This window comes from Microbacterium sp. LWO13-1.2, from assembly GCF_038397725.1.
In the GTDB taxonomy this organism is placed as follows: Bacteria; Actinomycetota; Actinomycetes; order Actinomycetales; family Microbacteriaceae; genus Microbacterium.
Genome location: NZ_CP151634.1, coordinates 3,222,680 through 3,238,396, shown reverse-complemented (window position 1 = coordinate 3,238,396; position 15,717 = coordinate 3,222,680). Strand labels below are relative to the sequence as shown.

The 15,717-nt window shown below is 66.8% G+C and carries 14 protein-coding genes and 1 pseudogene; 7 read left to right on the top strand and 8 right to left on the bottom strand.

Annotation, left to right across the window (positions count from 1 at the left end; genetic code table 11):
• Positions 1–7 precede the first annotated feature (7 nt).
• The 5 genes from MRBLWO13_RS15495 to MRBLWO13_RS15475 all read right to left on the bottom strand — a co-directional run bounded on the left by MRBLWO13_RS15495 (position 8) and on the right by MRBLWO13_RS15475 (position 4,619).
• Positions 8–1,330: an FtsX-like permease family protein gene (locus MRBLWO13_RS15495; RefSeq protein WP_341974985.1), complete on the bottom strand. Its 1,323-nt coding sequence runs from the start codon at positions 1,328–1,330 to the stop codon at positions 8–10.
• Positions 1,327–2,037 (bottom strand): ABC transporter ATP-binding protein, encoded by a 711-nt coding sequence (locus tag MRBLWO13_RS15490; RefSeq protein ID WP_341974984.1) that lies wholly within the window; start codon positions 2,035–2,037, stop codon positions 1,327–1,329. The genes MRBLWO13_RS15495 and MRBLWO13_RS15490 overlap by 4 nt, the downstream gene beginning before the upstream one ends.
• A 108-nt stretch (positions 2,038–2,145) precedes the next feature.
• The gene (locus MRBLWO13_RS15485) at positions 2,146–3,225 is read right to left on the bottom strand and encodes a GNAT family N-acetyltransferase (protein ID WP_341974983.1); all 1,080 of its coding nucleotides are present in this window, start codon (positions 3,223–3,225) and stop codon (positions 2,146–2,148) included.
• Positions 3,222–4,313, bottom strand: coding sequence for a GNAT family N-acetyltransferase (locus tag MRBLWO13_RS15480; protein ID WP_341974982.1), 1,092 nt, complete (start codon positions 4,311–4,313; stop codon positions 3,222–3,224). The genes MRBLWO13_RS15485 and MRBLWO13_RS15480 overlap by 4 nt, the downstream gene beginning before the upstream one ends.
• A gap of 15 nt (positions 4,314–4,328) precedes the next feature.
• On the bottom strand, positions 4,329–4,619 hold the full coding sequence (locus tag MRBLWO13_RS15475) for a hypothetical protein (RefSeq protein WP_341974981.1): 291 nt from the start codon (positions 4,617–4,619) through the stop codon (positions 4,329–4,331).
• A gap of 505 nt (positions 4,620–5,124) precedes the next feature.
• On the opposite strand from MRBLWO13_RS15475, the gene smc reads away from it, so the two are divergent.
• From smc to MRBLWO13_RS15460, 3 genes are all read left to right on the top strand, one after another.
• Complete coding sequence (smc, locus tag MRBLWO13_RS15470) at positions 5,125–8,664, top strand: chromosome segregation protein SMC (RefSeq protein ID WP_341974980.1); 3,540 nt, start codon at positions 5,125–5,127, stop codon at positions 8,662–8,664.
• An 83-nt stretch (positions 8,665–8,747) separates the two neighbouring features.
• Positions 8,748–9,620, top strand: coding sequence for a signal recognition particle-docking protein FtsY (ftsY, locus tag MRBLWO13_RS15465; protein ID WP_341974979.1), 873 nt, complete (start codon positions 8,748–8,750; stop codon positions 9,618–9,620).
• Positions 9,621–9,664: 44 nt separating this feature from the next.
• Complete coding sequence (locus MRBLWO13_RS15460; RefSeq protein WP_341974978.1) at positions 9,665–10,165, top strand: DUF2004 domain-containing protein; 501 nt, start codon at positions 9,665–9,667, stop codon at positions 10,163–10,165.
• Positions 10,166–10,191: 26 nt separating this feature from the next.
• On the opposite strand, the gene MRBLWO13_RS15455 is transcribed toward MRBLWO13_RS15460, so the two are convergent.
• Positions 10,192–10,701, bottom strand: coding sequence for a MarR family transcriptional regulator (locus MRBLWO13_RS15455; protein WP_341974977.1), 510 nt, complete (start codon positions 10,699–10,701; stop codon positions 10,192–10,194).
• A 138-nt stretch (positions 10,702–10,839) separates the two neighbouring features.
• Here MRBLWO13_RS15455 and MRBLWO13_RS15450 point away from each other — a divergent pair, with 138 nt between their 5' ends.
• A complete protein-coding gene (locus MRBLWO13_RS15450; protein ID WP_341974976.1) occupies positions 10,840–11,598 on the top strand; it encodes an SDR family oxidoreductase in 759 nt (252 codons plus the stop codon).
• 63 nt (positions 11,599–11,661) lie between these two features.
• On the opposite strand, the gene lipA is transcribed toward MRBLWO13_RS15450, so the two are convergent.
• Positions 11,662–12,654, bottom strand: a complete 993-nt coding sequence (gene lipA, locus MRBLWO13_RS15445) for a lipoyl synthase (protein ID WP_341974975.1) — start codon at positions 12,652–12,654, stop codon at positions 11,662–11,664.
• Entirely contained in the window at positions 12,651–13,289 is a 639-nt protein-coding gene (lipB, locus tag MRBLWO13_RS15440) for a lipoyl(octanoyl) transferase LipB (RefSeq protein ID WP_341974974.1), read from the bottom strand. The genes lipA and lipB overlap by 4 nt, the downstream gene beginning before the upstream one ends.
• Before the next feature lie 96 nt (positions 13,290–13,385).
• On the opposite strand from lipB, the gene MRBLWO13_RS15435 reads away from it, so the two are divergent.
• From MRBLWO13_RS15435 to ffh, 3 genes and pseudogenes are all read left to right on the top strand, one after another.
• Entirely contained in the window at positions 13,386–13,973 is a 588-nt protein-coding gene (locus MRBLWO13_RS15435; RefSeq protein WP_341974973.1) for a TetR/AcrR family transcriptional regulator, read from the top strand.
• 57 nt (positions 13,974–14,030) lie between these two features.
• Positions 14,031–14,144: pseudogene (locus MRBLWO13_RS15430) on the top strand (RNA polymerase subunit sigma-24); the annotation flags it as partial.
• Between the two features lie 13 nt (positions 14,145–14,157).
• Entirely contained in the window at positions 14,158–15,714 is a 1,557-nt protein-coding gene (gene ffh, locus MRBLWO13_RS15425; RefSeq protein ID WP_341974972.1) for a signal recognition particle protein, read from the top strand.
• Positions 15,715–15,717 lie beyond the last annotated feature (3 nt).

Sequence of the window (15,717 nt, the reverse complement as noted above, 5' to 3'; positions counted from 1 at the left end):
ACGTCGATCAGGCTGCGGAGAACGACCGCGCGAGCAGCGGGCGCGTTGCCCTCGTGCTCACCCACACCACGCCGATGCCGCCGGCGACGACAAGCGTGATCGTCATCAGGGAGAGCGGGGAGATGACGAGGGCGAGACCGAGGAGCGGGAGCACCAGCGCGCCGGCGCACAGAGACGACCCGATCGCGGTGACCAGCAGCGGTGACATGATCGCCCGGCGGCGGGCACGATCGACAGTGTCCAACGGCATGCCCAGATGATGGAGGCTGCGATGCAGTTCGCGCTGATCGAGGATGTCCGATGCCTGATTCACACCGACAGACGCAGCGACCATGAGGAACGACGCGACGAGGGTGATGACGAGTCCGGTGTGCATGTCCGCCGCGAGCGCCAAGTCTCCGGCCGCGGCGTTCTCGTCGCTCATCACGTTCATCAGCGCGACGCCGGTGCCCGCGAACACGGCCATGAAGCTCGCCATGGCGATGCCGCCGATCTGCCGCCAGGCCGCTTTCGGAGAATCCAGGACGAGCCGAGCGGCGAGCAGACGATCCGGCAGTTCGGCGCGCCGCAGCTGGCGGGAAGCGGCTACTTTCAGTGCCCACGGCCCGATGATGTTCAGCACGGCGAGCGCCCCGGCGAACAGCGCGGCCAGCACGATGATCACGGCGATGAATCCGCCGCTCGAGGGGAAGACCTTGATCAGTGCGAAGGCGATCGCGAGGATGACCGCGGCGATCACGGCACGAATCCAATGCACGTTCGATGCGGTGGTGCGCATGCGCACCCCGAGAGGTGAGATCACGACGCGCCGGAGCCCGACCGCTGCGCTGACGGTGGCGAGGAGCAGCACGCCGCCGAAGACGGCGACGACGAGCATCGGCGGAAGCACGACGGCTGAGAGACCGAGCGGTTGGCCTCGGAACGGGATGAGACCGATCAGCGGGCTGAGGGCGAGGTGGCCCAGCACGCCGGCGAACGCTCCCACTCCCGCGACCAGTACCGACTCGACAACAGTCGCCATCGCGACACCGCCGGGGGAGACGCCGAGCAGGCGGAGGGTGGAGAGGCGTTCATCGCGGCGCCGCGCCGACAGGCGGGCCGCCGCGCCACCGAGGCTCATCAGCGGAACGATGAGGAGCACCAGGGCGGTCGCGGCCAGCGCCTGATAGATCGGAGCGTATTCATCGCTCCAGCCCCAGAAGGACTGCGCGCCGCCGATCACTGTCAGCACCAGCGTCGTCACGATGCCGAAGGCGACGATCGGGAGCGCGAGCACTGCACCTTGACCAGGAGCGGGGCGGAGCAGGATGGCGAGAACCCTCGGATTCATGCGGACACCCCAGCAGAGAGGATCAGGCCGTCACGAACCGCGATGGTGCGCGTGCAGCGAGCCGCGACTTCCGAGTCGTGCGTCACGACGATCAGGGTGCGTCCTTGACCCGATGTCGACCACAGCAGCGCGTCCATGACCTCGTTCGAGGTCTGCGAATCGAGTGCTCCGGTCGGTTCGTCGGCGAAGACCAGCTCTGCACCCGTAGCCTGGGCGCGAGCGATCGCCACGCGCTGGGCCTGGCCACCCGAGAGTTCGCCGATCCTTCGGTCCTCCATCCCGGCAAGACCAAGGGCGGCAAGCCAGGACGCAGCGTGCGGGATGGCCTCCGCTCGTTTCACGCCGTTGATCATCGACGCCAACGCGACGTTCTCCACTGCGGTCAGTTCCGGGATGAGCAGCCCCTGCTGGAAGACGAACCCGAACCGCTCGCGGCGCAGGCGAGAGCGAGCGGTTTCGCCGAGGTCGTTCACCTCGACCGGAGCGCCGGCGGCAGGGCGGAAGGTGACGCGTCCGGTATCCGGTGCGGTGATGCCGGCGAGCACGTGCAGCAGCGTCGTTTTTCCCGAGCCGGATGCTCCCATGATCGCGACGGATTCTCCGCGGTGGATCGCGAGATCGACGCCGGCGAGTGCGCGGGTGGAGCCGAAGCTCTTCGTGAGAGCGTGTGCTTCGATGACGGGCGGATTGATGGCAGCGACGTTCATGCTTCCAGCCTCGCCGCCGGGGGTCGCCGCGTCGTCGGCCAGGAGAATGAAGAGAGCGGATCGGACCTCATCCTCCAGGATGAGATCCGCTCCGCCCTCGGCGCCGACTCAGAGCTTCTTCTGCCAGGCGCCTGCGTACGAGACCGGTACGAAGCCGATCGCCTCGTTGATGTCGAGCATCGGGCGGTTCTCCTCGGCGTTGAAGGTCGAAACCCAGGGAGATTCCGGAGCGAGCTCGCGCCAGCGCAGCAGGTTCGCGCACTTCACGATGGTCCCGAGGCGGTGACCCCGGTGCTCCTTGAGGACCAGGGTGCCCATCTGGTGCGTGACCTCGGAGCGGTCGGCACCGATCAGGAGCTCGTTGTACGCGACGATCGTGCCGGAAGGAATGTGCTCCACCGCTGACACCGAAACGAGTTGGCCGCTTCCTGTCAACCGGGCATCGCGTCGGGCGACGCGCTCGGCGTTCCACTGCTCTTCGTCGATCTCCAGGTCTCCGCTTGGCGCGTCCGTGGAGAGCCGAGCGAGCGCGGCCGCGTAGCCCGCCCTGATGTCGACAGGAGTCGGCATCACCCAGGAGAACTCCCGATACGCGGCACCGGCACTCTCGACAGCCTCTGCGAGAGCGCCTGCGACAGGCGCGGGATCGTTTCGCAGGTCGAAGGAACTGTTGCGCTCCACCTGTTCGAAGCTGAAGCCGTTCGCTTCGAACAACGCGGTGAGCCCGGTCGCGGGCACCCGCCCCCACCCGGTCTTCGGTGTGAGCATCCGCGGGCCCTCGATGGGGCGATGCAGGGTCCAGGTCTGCAGGACGCGGCGATCGGCGAGCCGGGCGTCGTCCTCGGCGCACGTGAGGAGCGCGTCTTCGACGCCGTGCCCCCAGTGCTCGTGGGGCACCATCAGGTCGAACTCGGCCGTGCTGGCGCCTTCGTCTTGCGCGAAGGAGACGGTGACCATGCCGACGATGACTCCGTCGCGGCGTGCGACGAAGCCGTGGCTGACCTCGTCGGTGTCATCGAGCCAACCCGGAAGCATGTCGACGGCCTTCTGGGCAAGGCCCGGAAGGCCGGCCTCCTCATCGCAGATCTGCCGATTCAACTCGGCGTATGCGAGAAATTCGGCCGCGTCCGGGGCATCGACCGACTGCGGCACGCTCAGCGGCGTGATCGTCAGAGTGGTCGTGGTCATGTCAGTACCTTCTTCCAGGCGCCTTCGTAGGCGATCGGGGCGAAGCCGATGGCTTCGTTGATGGAGAGCATCGGCCGGTTCTCCTCGGCGTTGTAGGTGACGACTCTGGACGACTGCGGGTGGTGCTCACGCCAGCTCAGAAGGCCGGCGGTCTTCACGAGCATGCCGAGGCGGTGACCGCGATGCGGCGCCGCCACCAGGGTGTCCTCCTGATGGGTGACGGATGCCTCGTCGGGGCCGATGGACAGCTCGTTGAACGCGCACAGCACGCCGGTAGCCACATGCTGCGCGGCGGTGACGAGCACCGTGTGGCTCATCTGCGCGTACCGGTCATCGTGGCGGGCGACGCGTTCGGCGTCCCAGAGCTCCTCTGGCTGGCCGAGTTCGGCATCGGGGGTGTCGGTCGACATGCGCGACTTCAACCAGGCGTATCCGTCTACGTACTCGGCCGGCGTAGGCAGCGTCCACTGCACGATTCGGTACTCGTCGGCGTGTGCCGCTGCCTCCTCGCGCAGTCTGGTCAGTGCTCCGGGCGTCTGCTCGTCCCAGATCAGGGCGCTCACGCGCACGACCTGCTCAAGGGCGTAGAGCTGCCGCCGCAGGAACCGGGCGGCATGATCGAGCGGAACCGCACCGAACCCGGTGGGGGATGGCAGCAGTTCGGTGCCTTCTTCATCGTGGTGTTCCGCCCAATGCAGGATCTTCTCTGCGCCGGCGCCGCGGGCATCGGCCTCCAACTCGCGGTATGCAGCAGCGCCGATGCCGCGACCCCAGAGCCGCTTCGCGAGTGCGATCGTGGCGATTGCGGTGGCGCCATCGTCATCGGTGAGCAGGTTGATCGCGCTGCAGCCGACGACCTCGCCGTCGTGCTCGACGTACCACTGGCGCCTCGTTCGCTCCGGACTCGAGCGCAGCAGCGGCATCAGCGCCTCGGCCGTGAGGGCGTCGTCGTCACGGCCGGTGGTTTCGCGGATCGAAGCGTTGCGCGCTTCGGCGTAGGCCTGGATCAAGGGGGTGGGCCCCGCATCCGCCCGTGCGGGGAGCACGAGCGGATGCAGGGTCGCACCTGCGGTGAGCGGAATGCTCATTCGGAGACCTCCAGGTCAGCGCAGCTGACGCTGCAGGTCGTGGGTGAGCAGTGCGTATGTCTCCAACGGTGGGCGGTTCCGCTCCTCGAGGAGCAGAAGACCGAGCTCCTGTGCGCGCTGTGCACGTCGTTCGGACCGGCTGCGGGCTCGTTGTCCCCGCTGCATCAGCCAGAGGCCGAGGCGAAGGGACAATCGATCGGCGAGCGCGAGTTCGCTTCGGTCGCTGGGGACGGTGATCTCGAGGACCGTGAGGTCCTGTGTATCGGGCGGGTGGGATGCGCTGCGGGGCAGCGTGAGGGTGTTCACGAGTTTCTCGTTTCAGAGTTGATTTCTTACGGATGTACGGATGTACGGATGTGCGTGGTGCACGGGGCGCGCAAGGTGCGCAGCGGATCGCAGAATGCGGAGCGCGACGCGGAATGCGTCGGGCGCGGGAGCGGTGCTCCGGAGTGGAGCACGAGGGATCGACGATCCTGAGATCAGTCGATGGCGTGGTGCCGGCAAGGCGGAGAATGCCCGATAGGGGCAGAGTTCTCGCGCCGAACTGTTAAGCGGCCGCGACGAGGCGGAAGCTGGGGTCGGTCACCGAGAGGGCAGTGCGCAGCGCAAAGGCGCTGGACGCGACATGGCCTGGGGCCTGTCTACGAGCAGTTGTAATCATCATCGGTAACCTCCTTTCACAGCGATCCGAGCAGTCACGCTAGCGAACGTCTGGTGTGTTCGTCAAGCATCGATCGGCGAGTCCGGTACCGTGAAGTCGTGATCCGTCCTCAAAGCATGCGCGTGTGCGCCCGATGAGCGGGCGGTTCGCATGCATCTGAAGAGCCTGACGCTCAAGGGATTCAAGTCGTTCGCACAGCCGACGAGCTTCGTCTTCGAACCCGGCGTGACGTGCATCGTCGGTCCGAACGGATCCGGCAAGTCCAACGTCGTCGACGCGCTCGCCTGGGTGATGGGGGAGCAGGGAGCGAAGACGCTCCGCGGAGGCAAGATGGAGGATGTCATCTTCGCCGGCACGTCCACACGGGGACCGCTCGGGCGCGCTGAGGTGCAGCTGACGATCGACAACAGCGATGGCCTGCTGCCCATCGAATACGCCGAGGTGACGATCAGCCGGACGCTGTTCCGCAACGGTTCCAGCGAGTATGCGATCAACGGCGAGAACTGCCGTCTGCTCGACGTGCAGGAGCTGCTCAGCGATTCGGGTCTCGGTCGTGAGATGCACGTCATCGTCGGCCAGGGGCGACTGGATACCGTCCTGCAGGCCTCCCCGGAGGATCGTCGTGGCTTCATCGAGGAGGCCGCCGGCATCCTCAAACATCGGCGTCGCAAGGAGAAGACTCTTCGCAAGCTCGATGCGATGGAGGCGAATCTCACTCGACTCAGCGACCTCGCAGGCGAGATCCGGCGCCAGCTCAAGCCTCTCGGGCGACAGGCCGAGATCGCCCGAGAAGCGCAGACGATCGCCGCCGTCGTCCGAGATGCCAAGGCGCGGATCTTCGCCGACGATGTCGTCGCACTGCGCACTGCGCTTGCCGATCACACCCGGACAGAGCACGAGCGTCACACCGAGCGCCTCGTCCTCTCCGATCAGGCAGAGGGCGTGCGCGCGAGCATCGTCCGACTCGAACAGGATCAGAACTCGGTCGCCGTCGACAAGGCGCGCAGCATCGCGTTCGGACTCGAGCAGGTGCAGGAGCGGATGCGCGGGCTGTTCACCCTCGCCAATCAGCGTCTCGCGTTGCTCGGCTCTGAGGAGGACGACGCGGCCGTGACGGCCGTCACGGTGACGCAGAGCACGATCGACGAGGCGAAGGACGAAATCACCGAGATCTCTGCGGGATTGGGCGATGCGCAGGATGCCGCGGTCGCTGCGAGCCGTGAGGTGGTGCACGCCAGAGCCGAACTCGACACTCTCGACGTCGACATCGCTGAGCAGAGCGCGCTCGTCTCCGAGTACGACATGCGCCTGAACACGCTTCGAGGAACGGCGGATGCCGCCGCCTCTGCCCTTGCCGCGGTCCGTGGTGCGGTGCTGCGGCAGGAGAACGCTCTGGAGGCGGCGAACACGCGTCGTCGCGAGGCGGCCGACGCCCTGGATGCGATCGAGGATGCGGAGGCGCCTGAGGGTACGGCGGCCGAGCATTCCGCCGCGTACGAGAGCGCCCAGCGTGCGGCGACCGCGTCGGAGGCCGAGCGGGAGACCCTGCGGGAACGTCTGCACGCCGCCGAGCGCGAGGTGGATGCGCTGACAGCGAAGGCAGCAGCTCTGGGGAGCGCCCTCGCGATCTCCGGGGGCGCGGCCGAGATCGTCAGATCCGGCGCATCTGGTGTGCGAGGGCTCGTCGGCGACGCGGTGCAGGTGCGCGGAGGCTTCGAAGCGGCGGTGGCGGCTGTGCTCGGCTCGTTGGCAGAGGGCGTTCTCGTCGACGCGGCAACCGATGCGTTCGCCCTGGCCGCAGATGCGGCCGAGCAGCGCCGGGGAGTGGTCGACTTCGTGATCGCCGACGCGCTGCGACCGGCCGTGGAGCTGCCCCGAATCGCGGGAGTGACGCCGGCAGTCGAGACGGTGACGGCCCCGAACGGCGTGCTCGGCATCCTCGCCCACGTCCTCATCGCGGACGATCTCGAGGCCGCTCGTGCAGCTCGCGCTGCGCTGGATTCGGCAGGCGACAGCACCACGACCATCGTCACGGTCACCGGTGATGTGATCACCGCTCAGACACTGCGCACCGGATCAGGTGGAGAGCGCTCCCGACTCGAGCTCGCCGCAGAGCGCGATGCGGCATCCGAGCGGCTCGCCGAGGTGCAGGTAATCGTCGATTCGCTCCGTGAAGCGCGCGAAGATGCGAACGAGGCAGTCGAGACCACAAGGCGGAACGCGAAGGAGGCGCTGCGTCTCCTCCGTGAGCACGACGCGGCACTCGCCAGCCATGCCGAGCACGTGAACCGGGTCACGGTGCGCCATGAGTCGGCCGTCGCGGAATGCGAGCGGCTCGAGTCCGGCCTCGGTCAGGCCCAAGCGGCGGTCGCGGATGCCGAGGCCAAGGCCGCGAAGGCGAAGACGGAACTCGACGATGCGATCTCTGCCCCTCGACCCGTGCTCGACGCTTCGGCCCGCGACGATCTGCTCGAGGCCCTCGAGCAGGCGCGCGAAGGTGAGGTGCGCGCCCGTCTGGAGATCGAGACGCTCCGTGAGCGCGTGCGTGCCGCGCAGGCGCGGGTTGCGAGTCTGGAACGCCAGCGCGAGCAGGAGCGGGATGCCGCGGCCGAGGCCGCCCGCCGGGCGGTGATCCGCCGCGCGCAGCGCGGGGCGGCGACCGGAGTGGTCGAGGAACTGCCCCGGGTCCTGGATTCGCTGGATCGCTCGGTGACGGAGGCTCGGGTCGCGCTCTCCGAGGCAGAGACCGCGCGCTCGGCGCAGAACGCGGAGCTCACCGGGCTCAGGGCCCAGGAGACGTCGCTGCGAGAGCGGCTCGCCGGACTCACCGAGAGCGTGCACGGACTCGAACTGCAGATCCACGAGAAGAAGCTGCACCTGACGAGCCTGCTCGAACGCGTGAGCTCTGAACTCGCCCTCGACGAAGATATTCTCGTTGCGGAATATGGACCGGACCAGGCTGTGCCGCGCGATCCTCTCGCCGTGATCGAGGACGGCGATGAAGATGACACTGCCATCCCGTTCGATCGCCGCATCCAGGAGCGACGGCTCGCCGAGGCGGAGCGCAAGCTCGCTCAGCTCGGTCGAGTCAATCCGCTCGCGCTGGAGGAGTTCGCCGCGCTCGAGCAGCGTCACGCGTTCCTCACCGAACAGCTCGCGGACCTGACGCAGACTCGCCAGGATCTGCTCACGATCATCGCCGATCTCGATGAGCGGATGCAGACGATCTTCGCGGACGCCTTCGAGGACACGCAGCGGGCGTTCGGCGAGGTCTTCCCGCTGCTCTTCCCTGGCGGATCCGGCAGCATCTGGCTCACCGATCCGGAGAACATGCTCTCCACGGGGATCGATGTCTCTGTGCGTCCGGTCGGGAAGAAGATCGAGCGCCTCTCACTGCTGTCCGGCGGAGAGCGGTCGCTGGCAGCCGTTGCGCTCCTCGTCGCGATCTTCAAGGCGCGACCGAGCCCGTTCTACATCCTCGATGAGGTGGAGGCAGCGCTCGACGACGCCAACCTCGGGCGTCTGCTCACCGTGTTCGAGCAACTGCGGGAGAGTTCGCAGTTGCTGGTGATCACGCATCAGAAGCGCACGATGGAGATCGCTGATGCCTTGTACGGCGTCTCCATGCGACAGGACGGTGTATCCGCCGTCGTCGGCCAGCGCGTCGGCGATCGCGCCGCGGCAGGCTGAGCTTCGTCGCGTTCGTAGGTCCGAGCCGTGCTCACGGAGCGCGCTCGTGAAGCATCTCAGGATGCTACCCGTAGGCTGGTGTCATGGCGGAGAAGTCCTGGTCCCTCGGTCGCGCATTGCGCGGCATGTTCGTCAAGCCCACCATCGACGAGACGACGTGGGAGGACCTCGAGACCGCCCTCATCACTGCCGACTTCGGACCGGACATCAGCGAGCGGGTCGTGCAGGAGCTGCGCGACAAGGTCGATCGCTACCGCACGACGGATCCGCAGGATCTCCAGCGCATGCTCCGGGAGACGTTGGAAGAGCATTTCGCCAAGTTCGACACCACACTCAAGCTCACCGAACGCCCGGCCGTGGTGCTCGTCGTCGGCGTGAACGGTGTCGGCAAGACGACCACGATCGGCAAGTTCACCAAGTTCCTGCGCGGCTACCAGCGCAGTGTCGTCGTGGGCGCGGCAGATACGTTCCGCGCCGCGGCCGTCGACCAGCTCGCCACCTGGGCGCAGCGCGGGGGAGCGGCGATCGTCCGCCCCCAGCAGGAGGGCCAGGACCCGGCGTCCGTCGCCTACCAGACTGTCGAGTTCGCGCAGCGCGAGGGCATCGAGATCGCGATCATCGACACCGCTGGTCGCCTGCACACCAAGGGCGGGCTGATGGACGAGCTGTCAAAGATCCGCCGGGTCATCGAGAAGCAGGCGCCGATCAGCGAGGTGCTCCTGGTCCTGGATGCCACCACCGGCCAGAACGGTGTCATGCAGGCCGAGGCGTTCCTCGAGCATGCAGGGGTGACCGGATTGGTCCTCACCAAGCTCGACGGCTCCGCGAAGGGCGGCTTCGTCCTGGCGGTGCAGGAGCGCACCGGCATCCCCGTAAAGCTTCTGGGGCAAGGCGAGGGGATCGATGATCTCACCGGTTTCACCCCTCATGTTTTCGTCTCCGCCCTCGTCAACTGACGACGGGACTACCGCGGCACCCAAGAGACTGGTTTCATAGCGTTATGGCGATCGAACACGACTACTTCGGACTCCTCTCGTCGGGGCCTGACGGATCGATCTTCTGGTCCGAGACGGTGGAGCTGGGCGAGCAGTCCGTCACTGTCGACCTCACCGCGCCAGATCAGGAAGACGTATCGTCTGACGCCCTCGACATCGCTGCGTCTCTCATCTCGGGACTGGAGAACGTAGATGCCGTGGCGCGCCGCGGAATGCTGGCCGAGGTCGACGATCGTGCCAGCGAAGTGACCGAGTACATCCTCCAGCAGCAGGAGGTCTACGGCGAAGAACTGGCTGAAGTCCTGGTCGACGTCAGTGGCGACCCGGCGGTCGACATCATCCGGTCGCTCCGCCTCATGAGCATGACGATTCTCGCCGACGAGCATGGAGGGTCAGAGCCGTTCGCCGTCCTCGAATACGCACTGGATGCTGATTCCACCGACGACGTCCTGCTGGTGAATCTCGGATCCGACGGCAGCGTGCAGTCGGTGATGAGCGCGGACTAGGCTCGCCGCGGTCCTGGATCTCCGGATCAACCGCCAGGGGTTTCGGCCGACGACGTCGGCTGCCAGCCTTCTTCCGTGCGGATCGCCCGCAGCACGCGGCGACTGATCTCGCGCAACTGCCGTCGCTGTGACGTGGTCAGCGGGTTGAGAACCAGCTGATCGACCGTCTGTACGTGGCCGGGCGTCGCCTGGTCGAACTTCTCGCGTCCGAGCGCGGTCAGGATCGCCAGAGTGTACCGACCATCGTCAGGGTCGGGTGCACGCTGGATCCATCCTCGGGATTGCAAGCGGGTCGCCGCACGCGACAGCCTCGTCAGCGAGCTGTTCGCATGGGTTGCGAGCACGCTCAGGCGGAGTGTCGATTCAGGAGCGCTGGCGAGCGCGAAAAGGATCCCGTACTCGAAGTGCGTCATCTCCGAGTCGCGGAGCAGTTGGGCATCGAGAGCGGCAGGCAACCACTCCAGAACCGTGGCGAGTGACGCCCAGGTCTCGAGGTCCTCTCCACTCAGCGCGGCTGGTGAGTCGTGTGCTGCCATGCCGTCAGACTACGCGATGCGCCGACGTCTCGCTTCCCATTTAACTTGACTGAGCAAGTAAAGCAAGTGACACTTGACTTGACTGAGCAAGTGAACGGGAGAATCGTGGATCTGAAGTTGAGTGGCCAGAGGGCCTTTGTGAGTGGTTCCACCCAGGGGATCGGATTCGCTATCGCGCGAGCGCTTCTCGACGAGGGCGCGTCGGTCGTGATCAACGGGCGTAGCGAGGAGAAAGTCCAGAGTGCCGTGCAGCGGCTCGCGGCGCAGGTGCCGGGAGCAGACGTGGAGGGCATCGTCGCGGATTTCGAGGACCCCGCAGAGGTGGGGCACCTGTTGGAATCGTTGGGCGATGTCGACGTACTGGTGAACAACGTCGGGCTGTTCGAGGTCGCGCCCTTCAGTGATATCGCGGATGACGAATGGCAGCGCTACTTCGCCGTCAACGTGATGAGTGGCGTGCGGCTCTCCCGGCACGTGCTGGGCGGCATGCTCGACAGGGGGAGGGGCCGCGTCATCTTCATCGGGAGCGAGTCGGGGGTGAACGTCCCGGTGGACATGCTGCACTACGGCGTCACCAAAGCGGCGATGCTGGCACTCAGCAACGGACTCGCCAAGCTCACGCGCGGTACCGAGGTGACGGTGAATGCGATCCTCGGCGGCCCGACCTATTCCGATGGGGTGGCTGATGTCGTCGGTCGGATCTCGCAGGCGCAGGGCGTGCCCGTAGACGGATTGAAGGCCACCATCATCTCCGGGAACTCGACGTCACTCCTGCAGAGGTTCATCGATCCCGCGGAGATCGCCAGCCTGGTCGTCTATCTGGCCAGTCCGGTATCGTCCGCGACGAACGGCGCCGCGTTGCGTGCGGACGGAGGCGTTCTGACCGCGATCATCTGATATCCGTCGAGCGCGGCGACGCGGCGCTCCGTTGCGCCGAGTCGCCTCGCCCGACTGGCCCGGTCAGACGGCCTGCGCGAAGCCGAGATCGGCGCTCTCCGCGATGTGCGCGAGGTGCGGCGGGATCTCACGGCCCTTGGACAGCATCGACTGCGCCCACAGGCGTCCCGCACGGTACGACGAGCGCACCAGTGGGCCCGCGAGGACGCCGAGGAAACCGATCCGCTCGGCCTCTTCTTTGAACTCCACGAACTCAGCAGGCTTCACCCAGCGTGCGACCGGAAGGTGTCGCGGAGTCGGGCGAAGGTACTGCGTGATGGTGATGATGTCGCAGCCGGCGTCATGCAGGTCCTGCAGAGCCTGAATGACCTCCTCCGGCTCCTCACCCATGCCGAGGATGAGATTCGACTTCGTGATGAGCCCTGCAGCCCGCGCCTGTGTCAACACGTCGAGCGAACGCTCGTACTTGAACGCCGGGCGGATGCGCTTGAAGATGCGCGGGACCGTCTCGACGTTATGCGCGAAGACCTCGGGGCGAGCGTCGAAGATCTGGCCGAGGAAAGCGGGATCGGCATTGTGCTCGTTCGCCAGCAGCTCGACGCCGGTGTTCGGGTTCAGCTCGTGGATCTTGCGCACCGTCTCGGCGTTGAGCCATGCACCGGTGTCGGGCAGGTCGTCTCGCGCGACGCTTGTCACGGTGGCGTAGCGGAGGTTCATCCGCACGACGCTCTCGGCCACACGCCGGGGCTCGTCGGTGTCGTAGGCATCCGGCTTTCCCGTGTCGATCTGGCAGAAGTCGCAGCGGCGCGTGCACTGCGAACCGCCGATGAGGAACGTGGCCTCGCGGTCCTCCCAGCACTCGAAGATGTTCGGGCAGCCCGCTTCCTGGCAGACGGTGTGCAGACCCTCTTCCTTCACCAGCGAGTGCAGCGCGGTGTACTCCGGGCCCATCTTCGCCTTTGTGCGGATCCACTCGGGCTTGCGCTCGATCGGTGTCTCGGCATTGCGAATCTCCAGGCGCAGGAGCTTTCGCCCTTCCGGTGCGGCGGCGCTCACGCGGCGACCTCCGCGTACTCGGCGAGGAACGCGGTCGTGACGCTGGCGATGATGTCGGCGGGGGAGACATCCGCGCCGACCACCTCGCTGACCGTCGTGACGCCGGCATCGGTGATTCCGCAGGGGATGATCCCCCGGAAGCCGGCGAGGGTGTTGTTGCAGTTGATGGCGAAGCCGTGCATGGCGACCCCCTGCTGCACCCGGACGCCGATCGCGGCGACCTTGTCTTCGGAGAGCGGTCGGCGCACCCAGACTCCACTGCGTCCTTCGACCTGGTAGCCGTCGACCCCGAACGGGCCGAGGATGTCGATGAGGATCCGCTCCAGGCGGCGCACATGGGCGACGACATCCATCGGCTCGGGAAGCCGCACGATCGGGTAGCCGACGAGCTGCCCAGGTCCGTGCCAGGTGATCTTTCCGCCGCGATCGACGTCGATGACGGGGGTGCCGTCTTGCGGGCGCTCCTGTGGCTCCGTGCGCTTCCCGGCGGTGTACACGGCCTCGTGCTCGAGCAGGATCAGTGTGTCCGGGCGGACGCCGGCGACGATGTCGGCGTGGACCCGACGCTGCAGGTCCCACCCTTCGGTGTAGGGGACGAAGTCCGGAGCGATACCGGGCGTCAGGATGTCGAGCATGCGCCTTCACCTTCGAATAGGTAGTTGGATCGGGTCTAACAATACTCCTCCTCGCACGCGACCGGCGCGAAGCCGCCGTCGCGGTAGCGTGAGGGGATGGCCACAGAATCGCGCGCCGGCAGACCCAAGGTCTCGTCGAGGGAGACTCTCGCCGAGGCTGCCTGCGAGTTGTTCCTCGAGCAGGGATACGACGCGACGTCGGTGGCGGACATCACGCAGCGCGCGGGAGTCAGCCGGTCGAGCTTCTTCAACTACTTCTCCTCGAAGAGCGACGTGCTGTGGTCGGGTCTGGATGCGCGAGTCGAGACCGCTCTCGCTGCCCTTGAGCGATTGGACGCCGACGCAGACGGGAGCGCCGTCGAGATGATCCTCGTGGCCGTGGTTCACGACTTCGCGCCGGATCCGCTCGCGCTGGCACTGCGCAACACAGCGGCGATGGGCGTCGAGGACGAACTGCTCCGAGACTCGGCTCTTCGTCAGGCGCGCCTTGCCGGCGGAATCGCGGCAGCCGCGAAGCGAGCAGGCATCGCAGAGATCCGCGCGGACGTCGTCGGTGCCGCGTACGCGGGGGCGCTGCTCTCTTCGCTGCGCATCTGGGCGGTGCGTGGAGCCGGGCAGAGCACGCCGGAGCAGGTGCTGGATGAAGCTGTCGCCGTTGTGCATGAAGTTCGCTGGGGCCGCTGAAACCGCGCACGGACGAACTCCGGCCGGCCGGACAGGTCATGAGGAGACGGTTTCACCCTCGCTGAAGCCGCCGACGTTCTCGGCATCCCATCATCCACCGCTCGGGGCCGCTACCAGCGCGCGCGGGAGCAACTCCGCGCTGCGCTGAGCGTAGAGGCTCCGCTCGCGTAAGATTGTGGGCACCATGGCTACCTTTGGCACGCTCTCCGATCGGCTCACCGAGACCTTCCGCAATCTGCGCACGAAGGGAAAGCTCACTGCTGCCGACGTCGACGGCACCGTACGCGAGATCCGGCGGGCACTGCTCGATGCCGATGTCGCTCTCATCGTCGTCAAGGACTTCACCGCCAAGGTGCGCGAGCGAGCGCTCGGCGACGAGGTCAGCAAGGCGCTGAACCCCGCTCAGCAGGTCGTGCAGATCGTGAACGAGGAACTCGTGGCCATCCTCGGCGGCGAGCAGCGTCGACTGCAGTTCGCCAAGACCGCACCGACTGTCATCATGCTCGCCGGCCTCCAGGGCTCGGGAAAGACGACGTTCGCCGGCAAGCTCGCCAAGCAGCTCGAGAGCGAGGGGCACACGCCGCTCCTCGTCGCCGCAGACCTCCAGCGCCCGAACGCGGTGAACCAGCTGCAGGTCGTCGCCGAGCAGGCCGGCGCCACCATCTACGCACCCGAGCCGGGCAACGGTGTGGGTGACCCGGTCAAGGTCTCCCGCGACGGCGTCGAGCACGCCCGTCGGCACCAGCACGACGTCGTCATCATCGACACCGCCGGACGCCTCGGCGTCGACGCCGAGCTGATGAAGCAGGCATCCGACATCCGCAAGGCCACGAACCCGGACGAGGTCCTGTTCGTCATCGACGCGATGATCGGACAGGATGCCGTGAACACGGCGAAGGCCTTCCAGGAGGGCGTCGACTTCACCGGTGTCGTGCTGTCGAAGCTCGACGGTGATGCCCGCGGTGGCGCGGCACTCTCCGTGGCATCCGTGACCGGGCGCCCGATCCTCTTCGCCTCCACCGGTGAGCGTCTCGAAGACCTTGAGCCGTTCCACCCCGACCGCATGGCGAGCCGTATCCTCGACCTCGGCGACATCCTGACCCTCATCGAACAGGCCCAGCAGGCCTTCGATGAGGAAGAGGCCATGAAGATGGCCGAGAAGCTCGCAACCGAGCAGTTCACCCTGGAGGACTTCCTCGACCAGCTTCAGCAGATGAAGAAGATGGGCTCGATGAAGAAGATGCTGGGAATGCTCCCCGGCATGGGCCAGATGAAGCAGCAGCTCGAAGACTTCGATGACCGCGAGATCGACCGTACAGAAGCGATCATCCGCTCGATGACGCCGGGTGAGCGGCGCAACCCGAAGGTGCTGAACGGCTCGCGTCGACTGCGCATCGCGCGTGGCTCCGGGATGACGGTGACCGACGTGAATCAGCTCGTTCAGCGCTTCGAGCAGGCCGCGAAGATGATGAAGACCGTCGCGCGCGGCGGCACCCCGAACATCCCCGGAATGGGTGCGATGCCGGGCATGGGGCGCCCTGGCGCCTCCTCGAAGCGCGGCAAGAAGGGCAAGGCGGTCAGCGGTTCGCGCTCCGGGAACCCGGCGAAGCGGGCAGCCGAGAACGCCGGGCTCCCGACGGCGCAGCCGACCGGCTCCGGCTTCGGCCTCGGCGGTGGTGCGGCTCAGGCGCCGAGCGAGGCCGACCTCGCCGAGATCCAGAAGCTCTTCGGCAAGGGCTGAGCC

Bases quoted from the DNA above. Each gene is read 5' to 3' on its own strand.
- smc (WP_341974980.1), top strand. From the start codon at position 5,125: ATGCATCTGAAGAGCCTGACGCTCAAGGGATTCAAGTCGTTCGCACAG.
- MRBLWO13_RS15490 (WP_341974984.1), bottom strand. From the start codon at position 2,037: ATGAACGTCGCTGCCATCAATCCGCCCGTCATCGAAGCACACGCTCTC.
- MRBLWO13_RS15435 (WP_341974973.1), top strand. From the start codon at position 13,386: ATGGCCACAGAATCGCGCGCCGGCAGACCCAAGGTCTCGTCGAGGGAG.
- MRBLWO13_RS15460 (WP_341974978.1), top strand. From the start codon at position 9,665: ATGGCGATCGAACACGACTACTTCGGACTCCTCTCGTCGGGGCCTGAC.
- lipB (WP_341974974.1), bottom strand. From the start codon at position 13,289: ATGCTCGACATCCTGACGCCCGGTATCGCTCCGGACTTCGTCCCCTAC.
- MRBLWO13_RS15485 (WP_341974983.1), bottom strand. From the start codon at position 3,225: ATGACCACGACCACTCTGACGATCACGCCGCTGAGCGTGCCGCAGTCG.
- ffh (WP_341974972.1), top strand. From the start codon at position 14,158: ATGGCTACCTTTGGCACGCTCTCCGATCGGCTCACCGAGACCTTCCGC.
- MRBLWO13_RS15455 (WP_341974977.1), bottom strand. From the start codon at position 10,701: ATGGCAGCACACGACTCACCAGCCGCGCTGAGTGGAGAGGACCTCGAG.
- MRBLWO13_RS15480 (WP_341974982.1), bottom strand. From the start codon at position 4,313: ATGAGCATTCCGCTCACCGCAGGTGCGACCCTGCATCCGCTCGTGCTC.
- ftsY (WP_341974979.1), top strand. From the start codon at position 8,748: ATGGCGGAGAAGTCCTGGTCCCTCGGTCGCGCATTGCGCGGCATGTTC.
- MRBLWO13_RS15495 (WP_341974985.1), bottom strand. From the start codon at position 1,330: ATGAATCCGAGGGTTCTCGCCATCCTGCTCCGCCCCGCTCCTGGTCAA.